We start from the raw sequence: 17,191 nt of genomic DNA on the forward strand, positions 1-17,191 counted from the left end.
GCGCGGCGCCCAATGGCGCACATGCGAATGCGCTGCTTGCGCTATACGGCCTTCGGCGCGACGTCGTCGACCGCCACTTCGGGCGGCGGCATGTCGGGCAGCGAATCCACCGGCTTGCCCGAGTCGCGCCAGGCTTCCATGCCACCGCGCAGCGGCAGCACGTCGGAGAAGCCGGCTTCGTTCAATTGTTTGGCCATCCATGCCGCGGAAATCTCATTCGGGCATGAACAGTAGATCACCACCTTTTGATCGCGTGGATAGGTCGCGACGATTTCGTCGAGTTGCCGCTCGTCGGCGAATTGCGAGCCCGGAATCACGAAAGGATCGAGCTTGCGCTTCTCGTGCGAACGGATGTCGAACAGCACCGGCGTCTTGCCGGCCTTCACGAGCGCGGCCAGTTCGTCCACCTCGATGCGCGCGGACGCAAGCTTCGCAATCAGCTGGCGCCGGCGCACCCAGCGATAGGCGGCATACGCGAGCAGCAAAGCGACGGCAACCAGCGCGGCCGTGCGGCCCAGCCGACCGGCCAGCGCGAACAGCATGTCGATCTGCTTGGCGAACAACGCGCCGATGATCAGGCCCGTGCCGGACCACAACGCGGCGCCGATACTGTCGTATGTGAGAAACGTGCGATAGCGCGTGCCCATGGCGCCCGCCATCGGAATCGACACGATCGACAGTCCCGGCACGAACTTGGCCACGGCCAGCACGCGCACGCCCCAGCGGCCGAAAAAGCGTTCGGTCTTTTTCACACAGGTGTCACGCGAGAGCGACAGGCGGCAGATCGCTTTCAGCGTATTGCCACCGTACATCCGGCCGGCGAAATACCACGCGCTGTCGCCGATCAGCGTGGCGAAGATCGACAGGATCAGTACCGGCGCCAGCTGCGTGCCCACGGAGCCGGGATGCATGGCGGCCATCGCGCCGAACAGCACGAGCGACGGCATGGCCGGAACCGGCAGCCCGATGGAGGCGGCGAGCACGTTCACGAACACGAGCGCCGGCCCATATTGCTCGACGAGATCATGTAGCATCGGCTTACATCCGCGGCCCTTTCGGGTGCGGCGCTGGTAGGGAATGCAAAAGGAGAATGCAAGAATTATGGACGCATTTTCGAGACGTGGAAACGCCTTGAAAGAACGCCCGTTATTCGGGCTTTGAACGCGCTATCGCAGGCACACTGAATTGTTATGGAGGCGCATTAGGCGCGCGATTCGAACAAAGTGGAAAGGCCTGATTTTAGCGCCGCATGCTGAAGCGGAAATAATGCCCGATTAACGTCTGCGGACGTGCTGTCCGCAAGCAATGAAATACCGGCGGGGCCAACGCGTTACGCGGCATGCGCACGCAAGTGCGCACGCCGCGCGACGTCGTTCATTGACGATGATTGTGCTGTTCGCCCGGCAATTCGGCGCCGTGCGCGCGAATCGCGGCTATCAGTTCGGCGGGCGTGATTTCGTAGCGCACTTCGCGGTGTATGCCTGGCTTGCGCTCATCGACTTCGATCAAAAGAATGCCTTTGCCGTCTTCTGTCGATTCGAGGCGCAGCGAGCGGAGTTCGCGCGCCGTTGCGTCGTCGTATTCGGTGAGCAGGGCCATTGACCCGGAGGACCCGGTAGTGCGCATCGAAGTTGTCCTTGTTCCGTTGTTGATCGAACCATTGTACGGGCAGGAAAGTGTGGCGTCTGTCGCGCCACGGTCACGCCGCACGGATTTGCCCCGTTCAGTTGCACGCATGCCATATACCGCCGGATGCGTTGACTGGCGCGGTCCGCCGGGCAATGCGTGTTGTGACCTCCCGCCGTGGCAACCAGTTTAACGCGACTCCCGGCAACGACAGATGCATTTTTCGTGCCCCGAGGCGGTGCGCTTCTTCTCGATGACTGTCACGCTGTTGACGCGTGCGCCGGTTAGGAGAAACAGTCAAGCCCGCGCCGGTCGCTCCGCGCGAGTGCATCCCCAAGGCGCGGTTGCGCACCGATAGGGCAAGTCGATGTCGAAAATGGTGAGGCCTTCGCCGCGCGAGCGATCAACGGTATCGGCAAAAAAATAGCCCGTCCGTGAGAGGGACGGGCCGCTAAACGCCGTTGTTACTTGGGTCAGCCTGCCCTTACAACCTGTTGGGCGCTGACGGTTCCATCCTGCTGCGCCAATACCGGGCTGTCGAGGTGGGAGTAACGCCGATCTATCAGACCATTGTGGCTTCGTCCTGCTCGAGAACGTGTGCAGTGGCGGGCGCGCTATGTCGGTCGACGGCGTCTGCCACGGTTTGCGCAGCGTCAGGCGTGAACGCCTGACGGCGTTTCGTGCTGGTGACGCGTTGTGCGGGCGCGGCCTGCGCGATGGTGAACAGGCGCACCGCTTCGTCCAGCACGTCGGCCTGTTCCGCGAGACGCTGCGCGGTGGCCGCCGCCTGCTCGACGAGCGTCGCATTCTGCTGCGTGGCGCCGTCCAGATGCGAGACCGCCTGATTGACCTGGCGAATCCCTTCCGCCTGTTCGTTGCTGGCATTGGCCACCTCGACGATGATCGACGACACGCGGCCCACCGCTTCGTCGATCACGCGCATTTGCGAGGTTGTGCGTGCAACCAGTTCGGTGCCCGCGGCGACTTCGGTCGTACTCGCTTCGACCACCGACTTGATTTCCTTCGACGACGCCGCGCAGCGTTGCGCCAGCATACGCACTTCGCTCGCGACCACGGCGAACGAACGGCCGGCTTCGCCCGCGCGCGCGGCTTCGACCGCCGCATTCAGCGCAAGGATATTGGTCTGGAACGCAATGCCGTCGATCACGCTGGTAATGTCCGCGATACGCCGCGACGCCGCCGTGATGCCGGCCATGGTTTGCTCGACCTGGCCCGCGATCTTGCCGCCCACCGCTGCCGCGGCCTGTGCGTCCCTGGCCAGATCGAGCGCGCGCACGGTGGCGTCGGCGTTGGCCTGCACGGTCGTGGTCAGCTGTTCCATGGTGGCGGCGGTTTCCTCGAGCGAGGCCGCCTGCAACTCCGTGCGCCGCGCGAGATCGACATTGCCGCTGGAAATCTCGCGCGCGTTGTCGAGCATGCCGGTGATCTGCGCGCGCACGTCGTAGACGATCGCCGCAAGATTCGCCTTCAACTGATTCAGTGCCTGGAGCACTTCGCCGAGGTCGTCATGGCGCACGATCTGCAGATCGGCGGTCAGATCACCCGCGGCGAGGCGCGTAGCGAATCCCGACATGTCGGCGATCGGCGCGGCGAGTTGCCGCTTCAACAACTGCCACGACACGGCGCTGACCGCCGTGGTGACGCCGAACGCAATCCAGAACGGCACAGGCGGCGCGCCTTCCCACGCGACCAGGCCGGTCACCAGCAGCGCCAGCGACGTGATCGCGTAGCCGGCCGCCGCACGCGTGGCGACAGGCAGGCGCATCAGCGCCTGCAGACGCCCCAGCAGGCCGGTTCGCACCACCACGCCGCGGCGCAGCTTGACGCCGCGCGCCTCGCCCGCGCGCATGCGCGCGTACAGCGCCTCGGCGGCGCGCACCGCGTCGCGTTCCGGCTTCACGCGCACACTCAGATAGCCGACCACCGTACCTTTCTCGACCACCGGTGTGACGTTGGCATGCACCCAGTAGTGATCGCCGTTCTTGCGGCGATTCTTGACGAGCGCGGTCCATGGGCGGCCGTCGCGGATCGTCGCCCACATGTCGGCGAAGGCATCGCGCGGCATGTCCGGATGACGGATCAGGTTGTGCGGCTGGCCAATCAACTCGTCGCGCGTAAAGCCCGAGACGGCGATGAAGGCGGGATTGCAATACTGGATGCGGCCAGTCAGGTCGGTCGCGGAGACAAGCATGTCTGACGAAGGGAATTCGTACTCGTGCCCGGTGACAGGCTGGTTATTGCGCATGGCTTTCCTTGCTGGTGCTGACGCGCACGTGCGCGCGCTGCTGCTTACTTGGTCGCAAGGCATAACGGCAATTAACCCCGAGGTCTTGAGGGTTCCCCACTAAACCGCTCAGGTTTAGCGAGGGGCCAGCCGTTAATGCAAGGTTGTCTGATGTGTGCCGGGGGCGGGGCATGAAACGGTGCCGGATGCGTCGCGCGATACCTTCAAAAGGGCTACACTGCGCCCGTACAAGGCCTGCAGACGTAGTTCGTCCCTCGATTTCGCAGTGGTCTGCCTGCACGAATCCGCTACTCCAGCGAGCTGATGCAGAAGATCCTCGACCGCACCCAAGAGTCCCTGGCGCTGGCTTTCGCCACCCTCGCGCAGAACGCGAAGCGCCAACAGCGGGTTTATCTGGCGACGATCGGTTCGCTGATGCTGATCGTGGTGATCTTCGCACTCGTGGTGGCCGTGGTTGCCGGGCTCGCGCAACTCGACTATCGCCGCACGTTCGCGTCGCAGAATGCGACCGACATCTCCCTTCTCCTGCATCAGGAGGAGTCGTTCTCGCGACGCGTCGAGCTCACGTTCGACTATTACTACACCGCTGCCCAGGTGCGCAGCGCGCCGGATGCGATTCAGCAGTCGATCCGCCGGAGCGGCACGGTGCGCGGCGAGGTGGACAGGATCGATGCCGGCTTCGATATGCTGGTCGGCGAAGCCACCACGGCTGCGTGGGGGCCGCAACTAGGCGAGAAGCTTGGCCGCCTCTACGAAGCGTCGCAATCGACACTTGCCACGCAGCAGGCGTTCGAGTTGCAGCAACGCGCGACGCTGATCGGGCTGAAGGAAGACTATGCGGTGATTCTGCCTTCGCTGCCGCGGTCGGTGGCGGGACAAGCCGCGGCAGTGAACCTGCCGGCGACGCCCCAGCAGCAGCTGGCCGTCGTCAGGACGCTGCGCGAGACGCTGGAGCGCCAGCTCGAGGCGCAAACCGGCAAGCGTCTGCCGGGCAAGGGCGAGCGCGTCTGGCTCGGTCCGTATCTCGATCCGTTGGAGAACGTGCCGGTGATCTCGGCGGTGAGCGTCTACTACGACGGCGACACGCCCACCACGCTGATCAGCATGAACATTCCGCTCGACGTGCTCGCGAAACGCATCGCGCCACCGCGCAACGAGGGCACGATATTGCTGATGGCCGCGGACCGACGCATTATCGTGTCCTCGAAACCGCTCAGCGCGTCCACCGAAAAAATGCTGCAACGGACGGTGGCCGCGACGCCGTCGCACGTGTTTCATTACGGGCGTGAAGGCGTGATCTTTCATGAGCCGCTGAAGCCGGGGTTCGGCTTTCTGGTCGGCTATATGCGCTGGGGCGCGCTTGCCGCCGCGCTCGGCTGGCAGCTCGCGGTGATCGGCGGCCTCGCGGCGTTGATCCTGCTGGCGGTCGCGCTGACGGCACGCTATTTCGGCTTTCGGCTGTTGCGCAATGCGTTCGCCGAAACTTCGCGCTCACTGGAAAGTGAAACCATCAATCACGTGCTGGTCAGTGCGACGCCGGTGGGACTGTGCGTCGTTCGCCAAAGCGACTATTCCGTTCTGACCGTCAACGCGCTGGCCGCGGAGTTGCTGAGTGTCGAACCGGGTAGCAACCGCTTGCCGCCGCATATCGTGAGCGAGTTCCTCACCCAGACGCCGGACAAACCTTCGGCTGCGGCGATTGCACGGATCGCCACTTTCGTCGTGGCCGCACAGCCGCAACCGCAACCGCAGCCGCAACCGCAGCCGCAGCCGCAACCGCAACCGCAACCGCAGCCGCCGGCTTCACCGACGTCGGAGGAAGGCGCCATGCCCGCGCGGTTTTTGCAGTTTACCTACGCGCCAGCCCGGTACGCCGGTGAGAACGTGCTGTTCTGCGCGCTTCTCGACGTGACCGCCCAGACCCTGCTCGAACAGCAATTGCGGCACGCGCAGCAGGCTTCCGACGCCATGATGCGTGCGCGCACGAATTTCTTCGCGGCGATGAGCCACGAAATCCGCACGCCGTTAAACGCGCTGCTCGGCAATCTCGAACTGTTCGCGCGTACACCTGGTCTCGAGGCGCATTCGCAGCGGCTTGCGACTTTGGGCGTCGCATCCGATGCGCTGCGCCGTGTCGTCAACGACATTCTCGACTTCTCGAAGATCGATGCCGGCGAAATGCTGCTCGCCAACGACGCCTTCCGGCCCATCGACGAATTTGAGAACATCTCGTTTTCGCACGCGCCGATGCGCGGAGACCGCCCGATTCGTTTCTATGCACTGCTTTCGCCAACGCTCGACTGCACCGTGATCGGCGATCGCATGCGAATCGCGCAAGTCGTCAACAACCTGTTGAGCAACGCGTTCAAATTTACGTCCACCGGCAAGATCACGCTGTATGCGGAAGTGAAGGACGATCCGCAGGGCCACCCGACGCTCATTTGCAAGGTGTCGGACTCCGGCGCCGGCATGAGCGAGGAGCTTCTGAGCCGTCTGTTCAAGCCGTTCGTGCAAGGCGAGCTGGGCACCTCGCGTGGCACTGGCGGCACGGGGCTGGGGCTGGTGATCTGCGCGCGCCTGTGCGAATTGATGGGCGGCCGGATCTCCGCCGAAAGCGTGCCGGGTGTAGGCAGCGTGTTTCACATGTCGGTTCCGCTGGTCGCGGTGTCCGCCGATCAGCGCACGCCGGCGACGCGACCCGCGCCTCGCGGGACGGCGCTCGCGTTGTGCTCGGAGCAGCAAGCCGGAGAGTTTCTGGACGGCTGGCTTCAGCGAGCCGGTTGGTCGAGTCACACGGTGGCCTCGCTGGCGAGCGCGCAGGCATGGTTGAAAGCGAATCGCCCCGCAGTGCTGATCGTGTCCGGTGAATATGATCTGGAAGCGATCGCCACGTTGCGCGCGTTGCAGGGGGTCGGCACCGTGTGGATCACGAGCGGTGGCCCGACGCGGCCGGAAGCGCGCGGCCAGGCCGTGCTCGAAGTGAGTGAATTCAGCCGGACCGCGTGTTTGACGGCGATCGAGCTGGCAGTCGAAGGCACCTGCGCCGCGCGCGACGAAGCATCCGCGCCCGTCGCCGCCGTGGCCCCTGCTGTCGAGATCGATCCGGCGTTGCTGGGGCTTGCGGTCCTCGTCGCGGAAGACAATCCCCTGATCCAGAACCTGATCGCCGAGCAGCTGGCGGAACTCGGCTGCGTGCCCACGATTGCCGCGGACGGCAAGCAGGCGCTGGCGTTATTCGAGCGGGCTCCCTTCGAGGTGGTGCTGACCGACATTCATATGCCGGTGATGGACGGCCACGAACTGCTGGCGGCATTGCGCGCGCGGCACGCGGCGCTGCCGGTGCTGGCTTTCAGCGCCGTGGCCGAAGAGCAGCAGGCTCAAAGCTGGCATGAGCGCGGCTTCACCGGGTACGTCTCCAAGCCGGCGTCATTGAGCGAATTGCAGGCGGCTTTGCTGGCGGTGGTGCCAGCGCAGGTGCGGGCGGCTCACCCTAAGGCGGCATCGGCATCGGCATCGGCCGACTCCACGGCGCCCGTCGCCAACGCAGCGAGCACGCTCAGCGCGCACGACAAAGCACGCTACACGGCGATGCTGAGGGATCATTTGCAGAAAGATCTGCCCAGGCTGCTTGCCATCGTCGAAGCAGAAGATGTGCGGGCGTTGGCCGGCTGGGCGCATAGCGCGAGCGGTGCGTTTGTGGTCGTGCAGGAACTACGGTTTTTCGAAGCATGCCGGCAGTTGCAACGGCTATGCGCGGACAACAGCCGTTGGACAACGGAGATGGACGAACGGGCCATCTCGCTGCACGAAGCGATATCCGACCACTTTGGGCTCGACGAGCAACCGGCGCGTTGAGTGGCCGATCGCTCCTGCGGCATCAACCCGGCCGTTTGACGACGAAGTCGATTTCGACCAGCGCATCGCGCGCCAGCGCGGTGACGCCGATGCAGGTTCGCGCGGGCAGCGCGTCGGCCGGGAAGTAGGCGCGGTAGATCTCGTTCATCGGCGCGTAATCACGCTTGAACTCGGTCAGGAAGATGCGTGTGGCAACCACGTTTTGCAGGCCGAGGCCCAGCCCCTGGAGCACCAGCACGAGATTGTCCATCACGCGCTTGGTTTGGGCGACGACACCGTCGGGAAGCGGCGCGGCGTCGTCGGTGGGGGAGGTCGGCATCTGGCCGGTCAGGAAGACCCAGCCGTCGGCCTCGGCAGCATGCGAGAACGGGCCGACCGGTGTGGGCGCCGAGGGAATCATCCAGAAGGAAGGGGTTGAGCTCATGGGAGGGTGCGCTGGGCGGGATCGAATGTCGGGATGACAAGGTAACCGATCAAAACTCCGGATGCCGGCGTATTGCCGGCATCTTTCCCAGCACCCGCCCGATCAGACCAGACCGGTCGCGTAATAGACCGCGATCACAAAGAAGACCGCCAACGTCTTGATCACGGTAACCGCAAAAATGTCGCGATACGACTGGCGGTGCGTCAGGCCCGTGACGGCCAGCAGCGTAATCACCGCGCCGTTGTGCGGCAGCGTGTCCATACCGCCGCTCGCCATCGCGACGACACGGTGCAGCACTTCCATCGGGATATGCGCGGCTTCCGCGCCCTTGATGAACGTGTCCGACATGGCCGCGAGCGCGATGCTCATACCGCCCGACGCCGAACCCGTGATGCCGGCCAGCGAACTCACCGAAACGGCTGCGTTGACGAGCGGATTGGGAATGCTCTTCAGCGCGCTGCTGACCACCAGAAAGCCCGGCAACGCTGCGATCACACCGCCAAAGCCATATTCCGACGCCGTATTCAACGAAGCCAGCAATGCGCCGGCCACAGCGGCCTTGGTGCCGAGTGCGAAGCGTTCGCGCACGCGGTTGAACGCCGTGGCGACCACCATGAGGATGCCGAGCAGCAGTGCGCCTTCCACGGCCCAGATGGCGACCACGGCCTTGATCGTCGTGGTGACCGGTGCGTGGACGCCCGGCAGGATGTCCGGTGCAACGGTGTATGACGCGCCGTACCAGTCCGGAATCCAGCGGGTCAGCAGGAAGTTCGCGACGCCGACCAGAACCAGCGGCGCGACTGCCAGCAACGGATGCGGCAGTTGCTTCGATTCCACGCGCTCCGGCTCGTTGACCAGCTCCGTGCCGTAACCCTCGCCGGTTGCCATCGCCGAACGGCGGCGCCATTCCAGATAGGTCAGGCCGACCACGATGATGAACAGCGAGCCGATCACGCCGAGCGCGGGCGCGGCCCACGAGGTCGTCTTGAAGAAGGTGGTCGGAATGATGTTCTGGATCTGCGGCGTGCCCGGCAGCGAATCCATGGTGAACGAGAACGCGCCGAGAGCGATTGCGCCGGGCATCAGGCGCTTCGGAATATTGCTCTGGCGGTACAGCTCGGCGGCGAACGGATAGACCGCGAACACCACCACGAACAGCGAGACGCCGCCGTAGGTGAGCAGCGCGCACACGGCAACGATCACCGCATTGGCGCGTGAACGGCCGATATAGCGGATCGCGGCGGCCACGATCGATTCCGAGAAACCCGACAGTTCGATGACCTTGCCGAACACGGCGCCTAACAGGAACACCGGGAAGTAGAGCTTCACGAAGCCGACCATCTTCTCCATGAAGATGCCGGTGAAAACCGGCGCGACGGCGGCCGGATCGGTCAACAGAACGGCGCCGAGCGCGGCGATAGGCGCAAATAGAATGACGCTATAGCCGCGGTATGCGGCAAACATCAGAAACGCCAGCGCGGCGAGGACGATTACAAAGGACATTGAGTCTCCAAAGCTTGGTTGTTCTACATGGTCGCCGTTCCGGGAGTGCGACGGCACGGCGCCGGCAAATGCAGGTTTCATGCCACGCACGCGGCAAGAGCCAGCGGCTTGATGCCGCGGGCCGAAGCTCGAAACGTGATGCGGCCGATTGTACCCAAACGTCTCCAAAACGGGACGTAAATCAGCTGAACATAGGCCAAACCAAGGTAAAACCCTTATATAACGGGCTTGCTGGCGATCTCGTCGATGAGATAAGCTTGTCTATGAAATGAGACAATCATAAAAAGACAGTAGCCGGAGACAGCGACAGCATGATGAACGACTGGGCAGGCGTGCCTGCCACTTACGGCGACGTATTGCGCCGGGCAATGGATTCGCTCTTTCGCACATTCGAGAATTTCAGCGAAGGCACCTTTATCGTCGACGCGGACGCGCGCGTGGTCTGGATCAACAAGCGCTATGCGGCGCGCTTCGGTTTTTCCGACCCGGAGCAGGCGATTGGCCGCGACTGCGAGGCTGTGATCCCGAACAGCTTGATGCGCGAGGTGGTCAATACCGGCAAACCGATTCTGCTCGATATTCTGGAAACGGACCGTGAACCGCTCGTCGTGACGCGCCTGCCGCTCAAGGACGATGCGGGCGTCACAGTCGGCGCGGTCGGCTTCGCGCTGTTCGATGAACTGAAGGCGCTCACGCCGCTCTTTTCCCACTACTCGCGCGTTCAGGAAGAGTTGATCGCGACGCGCCAGTCGCTCGCCCAGGCGCGGCGGGCCAAATATACATTCGGCAGTTTCGTCGGCACGAGCGCGGCCAGTCTCGAAGTGAAGCGCCAGGCGCGCCGCGCGGCGCAGCTCGAGTCGCCGGTGCTGCTGCTCGGCGAAACCGGCACCGGCAAGGAGTTGCTCGCGCATGCCATCCACGGCGGCTCGGCGCGTGCGAATCAGCCGCTCGTGACGGTCAACGTCGCGGCGATTCCCGATACCTTGCTCGAAGTCGAATTCTTCGGCGCCGCGCCCGGCGCGTACACGGGCGCCGATCGCAAAGGGCGCGTCGGCAAGTTCGAGCTCGCGAACGGCGGCACGCTGTTTCTCGACGAAATCGGCGACATGCCGCTGCCTTTGCAGGGCAAGCTGCTGCGAGTGTTGCAGGACAAGGAATTCGAACCGCTGGGCTCGAACCGGATCGTGCGCGCGGATGTCCGCATCATTGCGGCGACCTCGGCCGATCTGCCGGCGCTGGTCGCGGCGGGACGCTTTCGCGCGGACCTGTTCTATCGGCTGAACGTGCTGACCATCCACGCGGCGCCGCTGCGCGAGCGGGCCTCCGACATCGAAGCGCTTGCTTACGCAATGCTCGAAGATCTGTCGACGCAAGCAAAAGGCGGCAGTCACTTCGAGTTGCAGGACGACGCGCTGCTGCTGCTGTGTTCGTATGACTGGCCGGGCAATGTGCGCGAATTGCGCAACACGCTGGAGCGCGCCGTGATGCTTTCCGACAGCGAGCGGATCGACGCTCGGGCGCTGGCGCCCTTTATCGGCTCGGGCACGGCGCATGGCGGCGGGCATCGTCGTGTGGCTCCTGCCGATGCGTCGGCTCCGGCGCACGCCCCCGACGCGCCAGCCGGCGGGCCCGAACCGGCGTCGTGGAGCGACGCAATGGCCGCCTTCGAAAAGCGTTTCCTCACCGACGCCTTGCGCGCCAACGGCGGTCGCGTGATCGAGACGGCCAATCAGATCGGCATGGGACGCGCGACACTCTATAAGAAGATCGCGGCATACGGCATCGACGTATGAGGTTATGACTAGGGTCCGCAAGGCCGAATGACGCAGCGTAATTGCCGCGTGGCACAATCGCGTGATCGAAAAACAAGATGTGATCGGGGTTTCAGATGAAACGCAGTCTTTCCTCCTTCGCGCGCCGGGCCGGCGCCACGTTGGCGCTCGGCGCCGTGGCCGCGCTGAGCGGTTGCAGCAGCAGCGCGCCGCTATTTCTGTCGGATGGCCGCGCCACGACGCTGGTGCAATGCCCGGCCGGTTCCGACTCCTGCTCGCAGCAGGCCAATGCGAGTTGCGGCGGCGCATTCGACGTCGTACGCCAGTCGATCGAGAGTGGCACGCTCAATCTGATTTACGCCTGCCGGGCAAAATAAGGCGCGGGCGTCCTTCGCGTCTCGGGCATTCCCTTCCTTCGGCCCGCCGCTCGATTACGACGGCGGGTGCTTCGATCGCAGCGCCGGTTCATCTGCGCCCGGCGGTTTGATTCATTCAATGCCTGGCGGTTGTGACGATAGCCGTGTGGCGGTCGTCAAGCCCTGCGCCTAATACGCGCTCGACCCGCGCCTCTTATGCGTAATAGGTTTTAATCCCGCGCTTCAAATAATTTCTATCCGCCTGTCGCAATAAAAAACCTTCGAATTTTTTGTGGTTAAGCTAAGTCAGTGCGGAACCTAACGGAACGCGAAGTTTGACGGCAGTATTCTTTTTTTACGGGCTCGGGATTACGCAGCAGAAGGATTTGCCGCCTCAATCCCTGCGCCGCGGGCGATCAGGAAGGTTTTTCCGTTTTCGGAAAAGAGCGATTGCGGCACGCTTCATGCTGAGCATTGCGCAATGATAAAAGTTCAACGAGTAATCCGGGGAAAGCAATGAATCACCAACAGCTCGAAAAAGATATACAACATCTTGAACACGTAATCTCGCATATCTCGGCTGAGGACCGCATCCCGCTGTCATATTGGCGCAGCCGTGTCGACTCCGTATCCGGCGCTGTACGCGTGCCGGCGCAAGCGAGCCGGGTCAAACGGCTCAACGCCGCGCTCTCGGCGCTCGAGGAGCGGCAAAAAGGCTGAAACCTCGACGGCGGATGGCTTTTGTGTGCCCTTCCATCGGGTAACATCGCCATCACGAATTAGGGAACGCCGCCGCGCTGCCGATGGCTGCGTCGGCGCTGGCGCGTCATGGGCCGCATCACGAGCGGCGCAAGCGCGGGCGGCACGCTCGCGCGGTCCGTGTGTCGATCGTGCGCCGTCCGTCGCCGGCAGGCGCGCGTCCGGCCTCAACGAGCGGGCCGGCATCCCTATCCACTGATTCAGGACAAACATGCAACCAGCAGGACTTTCCGCGTCTCGGCTGACGGCGCTGACCAACGCCATGCAAGGCTATGTGGAACGCGGTGAAGTGGCGGGTGTGGTTTCGATAGTCTGGCGGCGCGGCGAGATCGGCCACTTCGAGCCGCTCGGCTGGCGGGATGAAGCCGCGCAGTTGCCGATGGAGCGCGACACGCTGTTTCGCATTGCCTCCATGACCAAGCCGGTGACCAGCGCCGCGATCCTGATGCTGATCGAAGAGGATCGGCTCGCCCTCGACGCGCCGATCTCCCTCTGGTTGCCGGAACTGGCCGCCCCGCGTGTGCTGCGCGACCCCGCCGGCCCGCTCGACCAGACCGACCCGGCCAGAGCCTCGCTCACCGTGCTGGATCTGCTGACACATCGCGCCGGCTTCGCCTATTCCTTTACCGCGACGGGGCCGTTGTCCGAAGCTTATGCGGCCGCTTTCAACGGATTCGAAGCGCGCATGGATAGCAACGCGTGGCTCGCCCGCATAGCCGGTTTGCCGCTGATGTTTCAGCCCGGCTCACGCTGGCACTACGGCATCGCGACCGACGTGCTCGGCGTGCTGATCGAACGCGTGAGCGGCATGCCGCTCGGCGAGTTCTTCCGGACGCGAATTTTCGAGCCGCTCGGCATGCGCGACACGGCTTTCTGGGTGCCTGACGCACAACTCGCACGGCTGGCCACCGCTTATGGCGTCGAAGCGGGCACGGGGCGGCGTGTGGTCGAAGATCACCCCGCATCGAGCCGATGGGCGAATCCGGATCGATTTCAGAGCGGCGGCGGCGGCCTGATTTCAACGGCGCAGGACTATCTGCAATTCGCACAACTGCTGCTCGGGCGCGGGCGAGTCGGTACGACGCGTTTGCTGTCGCGCCGCTCGGTCGATCTGATGCGCTCGAATTTCCTCACGCGCGACCAACGACGCGTGCCGGCCTTCGGGCACGTGCTATGGGCAGGCCAGGGGTTCGGCCTCGGCGTGTCAGTCGTCGATGATCCGGCGCAGCAGTTGTCGCTCGGCTATCGGTCGATCGGTTCGTTCGGCTGGCCGGGCGCATACGGCACGAGCTGGTTCGCCGATCCGGTGGAAGACATGATTGGTTTGATGCTGATCCAACGGCGGTCCGTCGAACCGTTTCCCATGGCAGTCGACTTCGAACGCCGCGTGTACGATGCAATTGACGATTGAGTAAATGGGCTGCGGCAAGCAGGGCGGCGGCCCCGGCCGCGTCGAGCGCGCGTGGTTTCACGCCTCTCTATCCGGTACTTTATTCGTCTGATAGTGTCCGCACTTCAGTTCTCGTCAAAACGATCGGAGCACCCGTCATGGCCTCGTACAAGCAATTGACTGCCCAACTCGAAAAACTCCACAAGGAAGTCGCGGCGGCGCGCGAGAAGGAAATTGCGCAGGCAATCGCCGAAATCAAGCAGAAGGTGGCCGAATACGATCTGACTGCCGAAGAGCTCGGTTTTACGAGTAAGCGCACCGCGGGCCGTAAAACGGCTTCGGTTGCCAAGTATCGCAACCCGAAGACCGGTGAAACCTGGAGCGGCCGCGGGCGCTCGCCCGCGTGGCTCGCCGGCAAGAATCGCGAGCGTTTCCTGATCGAAGTCTGATGCGCGCCAAGGCATGACGAGATTGCTTGGTGGTGCACCGGATTGTTTAAAGTGATGTCGCGAGCGCTCTTTCTCGCACCGTTACGCGGTCCCGAAAACGCTCACCTTTCGCGCAAATCCGGAGCGTGGGTCGTTAGACGCGCTGTCCGGCTGGCGCCGTGCTTCTCTGCTTCGGTGAGCCAGGTTTTGTCGAATGACGCACCTTGCGTCAAGCTCGCCGTCGCGTCTCGCAGTGACCCACCTTGTTTCTCTGAAACCCTCGCTAGCCCTTGCTGACGCGCGTTCCCAGGCTCTGCGAAGAATCGTGGCGGCCTAAGCCCACGTCCTTTTCGTGTTGTCCCGCTGGACTCGACACGCCGCAGCGTGCGTTCGTGCAGGTGCGTGAACGAGCTTCGGCATGCTCACCTTTCGTTGTGGTTCGAGAGGGCGCCGGCGAGCGTCCCGAAAACCCTCACCTTTGCGCTTTCGCTACGCGCACGCCATTGCGCTCGGGACTCATCCGGAGATGAGTTCCTCTCATACCCTGGATCAAAACTCATCGATACAGGGTTGCGGATGCCGGACGTCACAATCGGCCATCCACGGAACCCTGGCGGAAGGACCATGAGCGCTTCGACGGGCAAGCATCCCCTTAGCGGGCTCGCCGCGCACGCCACGACGCGTTCGGCGGATGAGCCGTTCGAACTCGATCGTAACTGCACGCCATGCGATCTGATCCGCGATTACACCGCCGGCAAGCGTGTTACCCGCGAATCGCGACTCGCGCAAGGCGTGTTCGTCGAAACGCTGGAGGAGGCGGCATGAACGAATTTCTACGCACGGGGCATTACATCGGCGGCGAGTGGTACGAGAGCGCCGGCATGTATGCCGTTTTGAATCCCGCGACCGGCGAAGTGGTGGCGCAAGTGGCGAAAGGGGGCGTGGCGGAAACCGCGCAGGCCATCGCGGCGGCTGAGCGCGCCTTTCCCGCATGGCGCTCGCTGACCGCACAAGAGCGCAGCGCGCGCGTCAAACGCTGGGGCGAGTCGATGCGGGAGAACCGCGACGCACTGGCCGAACTGCTGGCGCTCGAGCAAGGCAAGCCACTTACCGAAGCCCGCAGCGAAGTCGGCTTCGCGGCCGGCTTATTCGAATGGTTCGCCGCGGAAGCAAAGCGCGCATGCGGCGAGGTGTTCCCGAGCCTCGATCCGAACTTGAAGATCAAGGTGACGCGCGAACCTGTTGGCGTGGTTGCGGCGATCACGCCGAGGAATGTCCCGCTCGCCGTGATCACGCGCCAGGCCGGACCCGCGCTCGCGGCCGGCTGCACGATGGTGCTCAAGCCATCGGAAGACGCGCCGTTGTGCGCGCTTGCGTTGGCGGTGCTTGCGGAGAAAGCGGGCATCCCGCCGGGCGTGTTCAACATCGTCTCCGGCGATGCGGTCGCGATCGGCGGCGTACTCATCGAATCAGACGTGGTGCGCGAGCTGTGGTTCACCGGCTCGACGCGCGTACGCACACGTTGAAGAAGCTGTCGCTCGCACTTGGCGGCAACGCACGCTTCATCGTAGTCGACGACGCGGATCTCGACGCCGCCGCACAGGGCGCAATGGCTGCGGCATTCCGCAACACCGGGCAAACGTGTGTGTGCGAACCGCTTCTACGCGCAGGACGGCATCGACGATGCGTTCACGCCCGCGTTGACGCAAGCGGTGCGCAAGATGCGCATAGGCAGCCTCGGACACTGATCTTCAAGCCGATTTTCAATGCGCTTTGTTTGTGTCTCGTCATTCTGCAATGTTCTGCGTGACTGATTGCCACATTGTATCAATCGGTCATGACTCGATGCATTGATTCAGTACGCCTGAAAGACTCGCGGGACGGGCTTACGGCCTCCATTGATTTTTCAGATAAATCCGCTGAAATTTCGGAAAGGAGGCGATTTGTCTCATGTAACTTTGATATGGGACAACTTAATATCGCATTGTCTTGTACGTGAAAGACAGGTCAAAAGTTTAGAGCAGGAGATCTCGTATTCCTGAACTGAACTATTGGCGAGGTTGATGTGGCGATCCTTAGTCAATACAGGTATCACTTTTTGAGTTGATTAGCTTTTCTTAGTATATTGGACCAAACGCTATGAAGTTATCCCTCCCCGCAATCGCGATCGCAGCCGGCAGTTTGTTCGGTCTCGTGCCCCTTGGCGCCCATGCGGCGGATGGCACGATCTCCTTCACCGGCACCGTGACGGACAGCACGTGTTCGATCAACGCCAACGCGAGTGGCACCGCGGCTGACGTGTCGGTCCCGCTGGTACCGGTCCCGACCGGTTCGCTCGCCACCGCGGGCGCAGTGGCCGGTACGACGAACCCGACGGATCTGCAGCTGAATCTGACAGGCTGCAGCGGCACGGCCACGAAGGCGATTGCTCGCTTCGAAAACGGCGCCACGGTCGACCAGTCGAACGGCTACCTGTCGAACATGGGCGGCACCGCGCAAAACGTGGATGTTCGTCTTCTCAACGCGCAGATGCAACCAATCAACATCACGACTGGCGCGAACAACGATATCTCGACGAACGCGGTAACCATCACGGGCGGCACGGCAACCCTGCAGTATTTCGCGCAATATTACGCAACGGGCGTTGCGGCTCCCGGCACGGTCAGCTCGTCGGTTCAATACTCGATGGAATATCAGTAAGCGAAGGAGCGAAGGCCCGAGGCGCTCGCTACGCGAGCGCCTCTCTCGCGCTCCTTTTTCTGGAATATTGACAGACAGGCTGTAATGCTCGAGAGTGCCGAATTCAGGCGTG

The 17,191-nt window shown here is 63.3% G+C and carries 12 protein-coding genes and 2 pseudogenes; 9 read left to right on the forward strand and 5 right to left on the reverse strand.

Features of this window, described 5'->3' with window-relative positions; translation table 11 throughout:
* Positions 1 to 41: 41 nt before the first annotated feature.
* The 3 genes from CJU94_RS28835 to CJU94_RS28845 all read right to left on the reverse strand — a co-directional run bounded on the left by CJU94_RS28835 (position 42) and on the right by CJU94_RS28845 (position 3,892).
* Positions 42 to 1,034 (reverse strand): DedA family protein/thiosulfate sulfurtransferase GlpE, encoded by a 993-nt coding sequence (locus CJU94_RS28835; RefSeq protein ID WP_095422005.1) that lies wholly within the window; start codon positions 1,032 to 1,034, stop codon positions 42 to 44.
* Positions 1,035 to 1,374: 340 nt separating this feature from the next.
* On the reverse strand, positions 1,375 to 1,626 hold the full coding sequence (locus CJU94_RS28840; RefSeq protein WP_007178686.1) for a hypothetical protein: 252 nt from the start codon (positions 1,624 to 1,626) through the stop codon (positions 1,375 to 1,377).
* Between the two features lie 562 nt (positions 1,627 to 2,188).
* The gene (locus tag CJU94_RS28845) at positions 2,189 to 3,892 is read right to left on the reverse strand and encodes a methyl-accepting chemotaxis protein (protein ID WP_095422006.1); all 1,704 of its coding nucleotides are present in this window, start codon (positions 3,890 to 3,892) and stop codon (positions 2,189 to 2,191) included.
* 303 nt (positions 3,893 to 4,195) lie between these two features.
* Here CJU94_RS28845 and CJU94_RS28850 point away from each other — a divergent pair, with 303 nt between their 5' ends.
* Entirely contained in the window at positions 4,196 to 7,747 is a 3,552-nt protein-coding gene (locus CJU94_RS28850; RefSeq protein ID WP_095422007.1) for an ATP-binding protein, read from the forward strand.
* A gap of 22 nt (positions 7,748 to 7,769) precedes the next feature.
* Here CJU94_RS28850 and CJU94_RS28855 read toward each other — a convergent pair whose 3' ends face one another.
* On the reverse strand, positions 7,770 to 8,171 hold the full coding sequence (locus tag CJU94_RS28855; protein ID WP_095422008.1) for a RidA family protein: 402 nt from the start codon (positions 8,169 to 8,171) through the stop codon (positions 7,770 to 7,772).
* 102 nt (positions 8,172 to 8,273) lie between these two features.
* Positions 8,274 to 9,674, reverse strand: coding sequence for a GntP family permease (locus CJU94_RS28860; RefSeq protein ID WP_095422009.1), 1,401 nt, complete (start codon positions 9,672 to 9,674; stop codon positions 8,274 to 8,276).
* A 311-nt stretch (positions 9,675 to 9,985) separates the two neighbouring features.
* Between CJU94_RS28860 and CJU94_RS28865 the strand changes: the two genes are divergently transcribed.
* The 8 genes and pseudogenes from CJU94_RS28865 (at position 9,986) to CJU94_RS28900 (ending at position 17,079) form a co-directional block, all read left to right on the forward strand.
* Positions 9,986 to 11,467 carry a sigma-54 interaction domain-containing protein gene (locus CJU94_RS28865; protein ID WP_095422010.1) on the forward strand — a complete coding sequence of 494 codons (1,482 nt, stop codon included), beginning with the start codon at positions 9,986 to 9,988 and terminating at the stop codon, positions 11,465 to 11,467.
* A 95-nt stretch (positions 11,468 to 11,562) separates the two neighbouring features.
* Positions 11,563 to 11,823 (forward strand): YgdI/YgdR family lipoprotein, encoded by a 261-nt coding sequence (locus CJU94_RS28870; protein WP_095422011.1) that lies wholly within the window; start codon positions 11,563 to 11,565, stop codon positions 11,821 to 11,823.
* A 495-nt stretch (positions 11,824 to 12,318) separates the two neighbouring features.
* Positions 12,319 to 12,522: a hypothetical protein gene (locus CJU94_RS28875; protein WP_095422012.1), complete on the forward strand. Its 204-nt coding sequence runs from the start codon at positions 12,319 to 12,321 to the stop codon at positions 12,520 to 12,522.
* A 250-nt stretch (positions 12,523 to 12,772) separates the two neighbouring features.
* The gene (locus CJU94_RS28880) at positions 12,773 to 13,972 is read left to right on the forward strand and encodes a serine hydrolase domain-containing protein (protein ID WP_095422013.1); all 1,200 of its coding nucleotides are present in this window, start codon (positions 12,773 to 12,775) and stop codon (positions 13,970 to 13,972) included.
* Positions 13,973 to 14,109: 137 nt separating this feature from the next.
* Positions 14,110 to 14,400, forward strand: a complete 291-nt coding sequence (locus CJU94_RS28885) for an H-NS histone family protein (protein WP_095422014.1) — start codon at positions 14,110 to 14,112, stop codon at positions 14,398 to 14,400.
* Between the two features lie 633 nt (positions 14,401 to 15,033).
* A pseudogene (locus CJU94_RS28890) lies at positions 15,034 to 15,204 on the forward strand (aldo/keto reductase); the annotation flags it as partial.
* Positions 15,201 to 16,115, forward strand: a pseudogene (locus CJU94_RS28895) (aldehyde dehydrogenase family protein); the annotation flags it as partial. The pseudogenes CJU94_RS28890 and CJU94_RS28895, both read left to right, overlap by 4 nt.
* Positions 16,116 to 16,518: 403 nt before the next feature.
* Positions 16,519 to 17,079: a fimbrial protein gene (locus tag CJU94_RS28900; protein WP_095422015.1), complete on the forward strand. Its 561-nt coding sequence runs from the start codon at positions 16,519 to 16,521 to the stop codon at positions 17,077 to 17,079.
* Positions 17,080 to 17,191 lie beyond the last annotated feature (112 nt).

The sequence above is a fragment of the Paraburkholderia aromaticivorans genome (genome assembly GCF_002278075.1).
In the GTDB taxonomy this organism is placed as follows: Bacteria; Pseudomonadota; Gammaproteobacteria; order Burkholderiales; family Burkholderiaceae; genus Paraburkholderia; species Paraburkholderia aromaticivorans.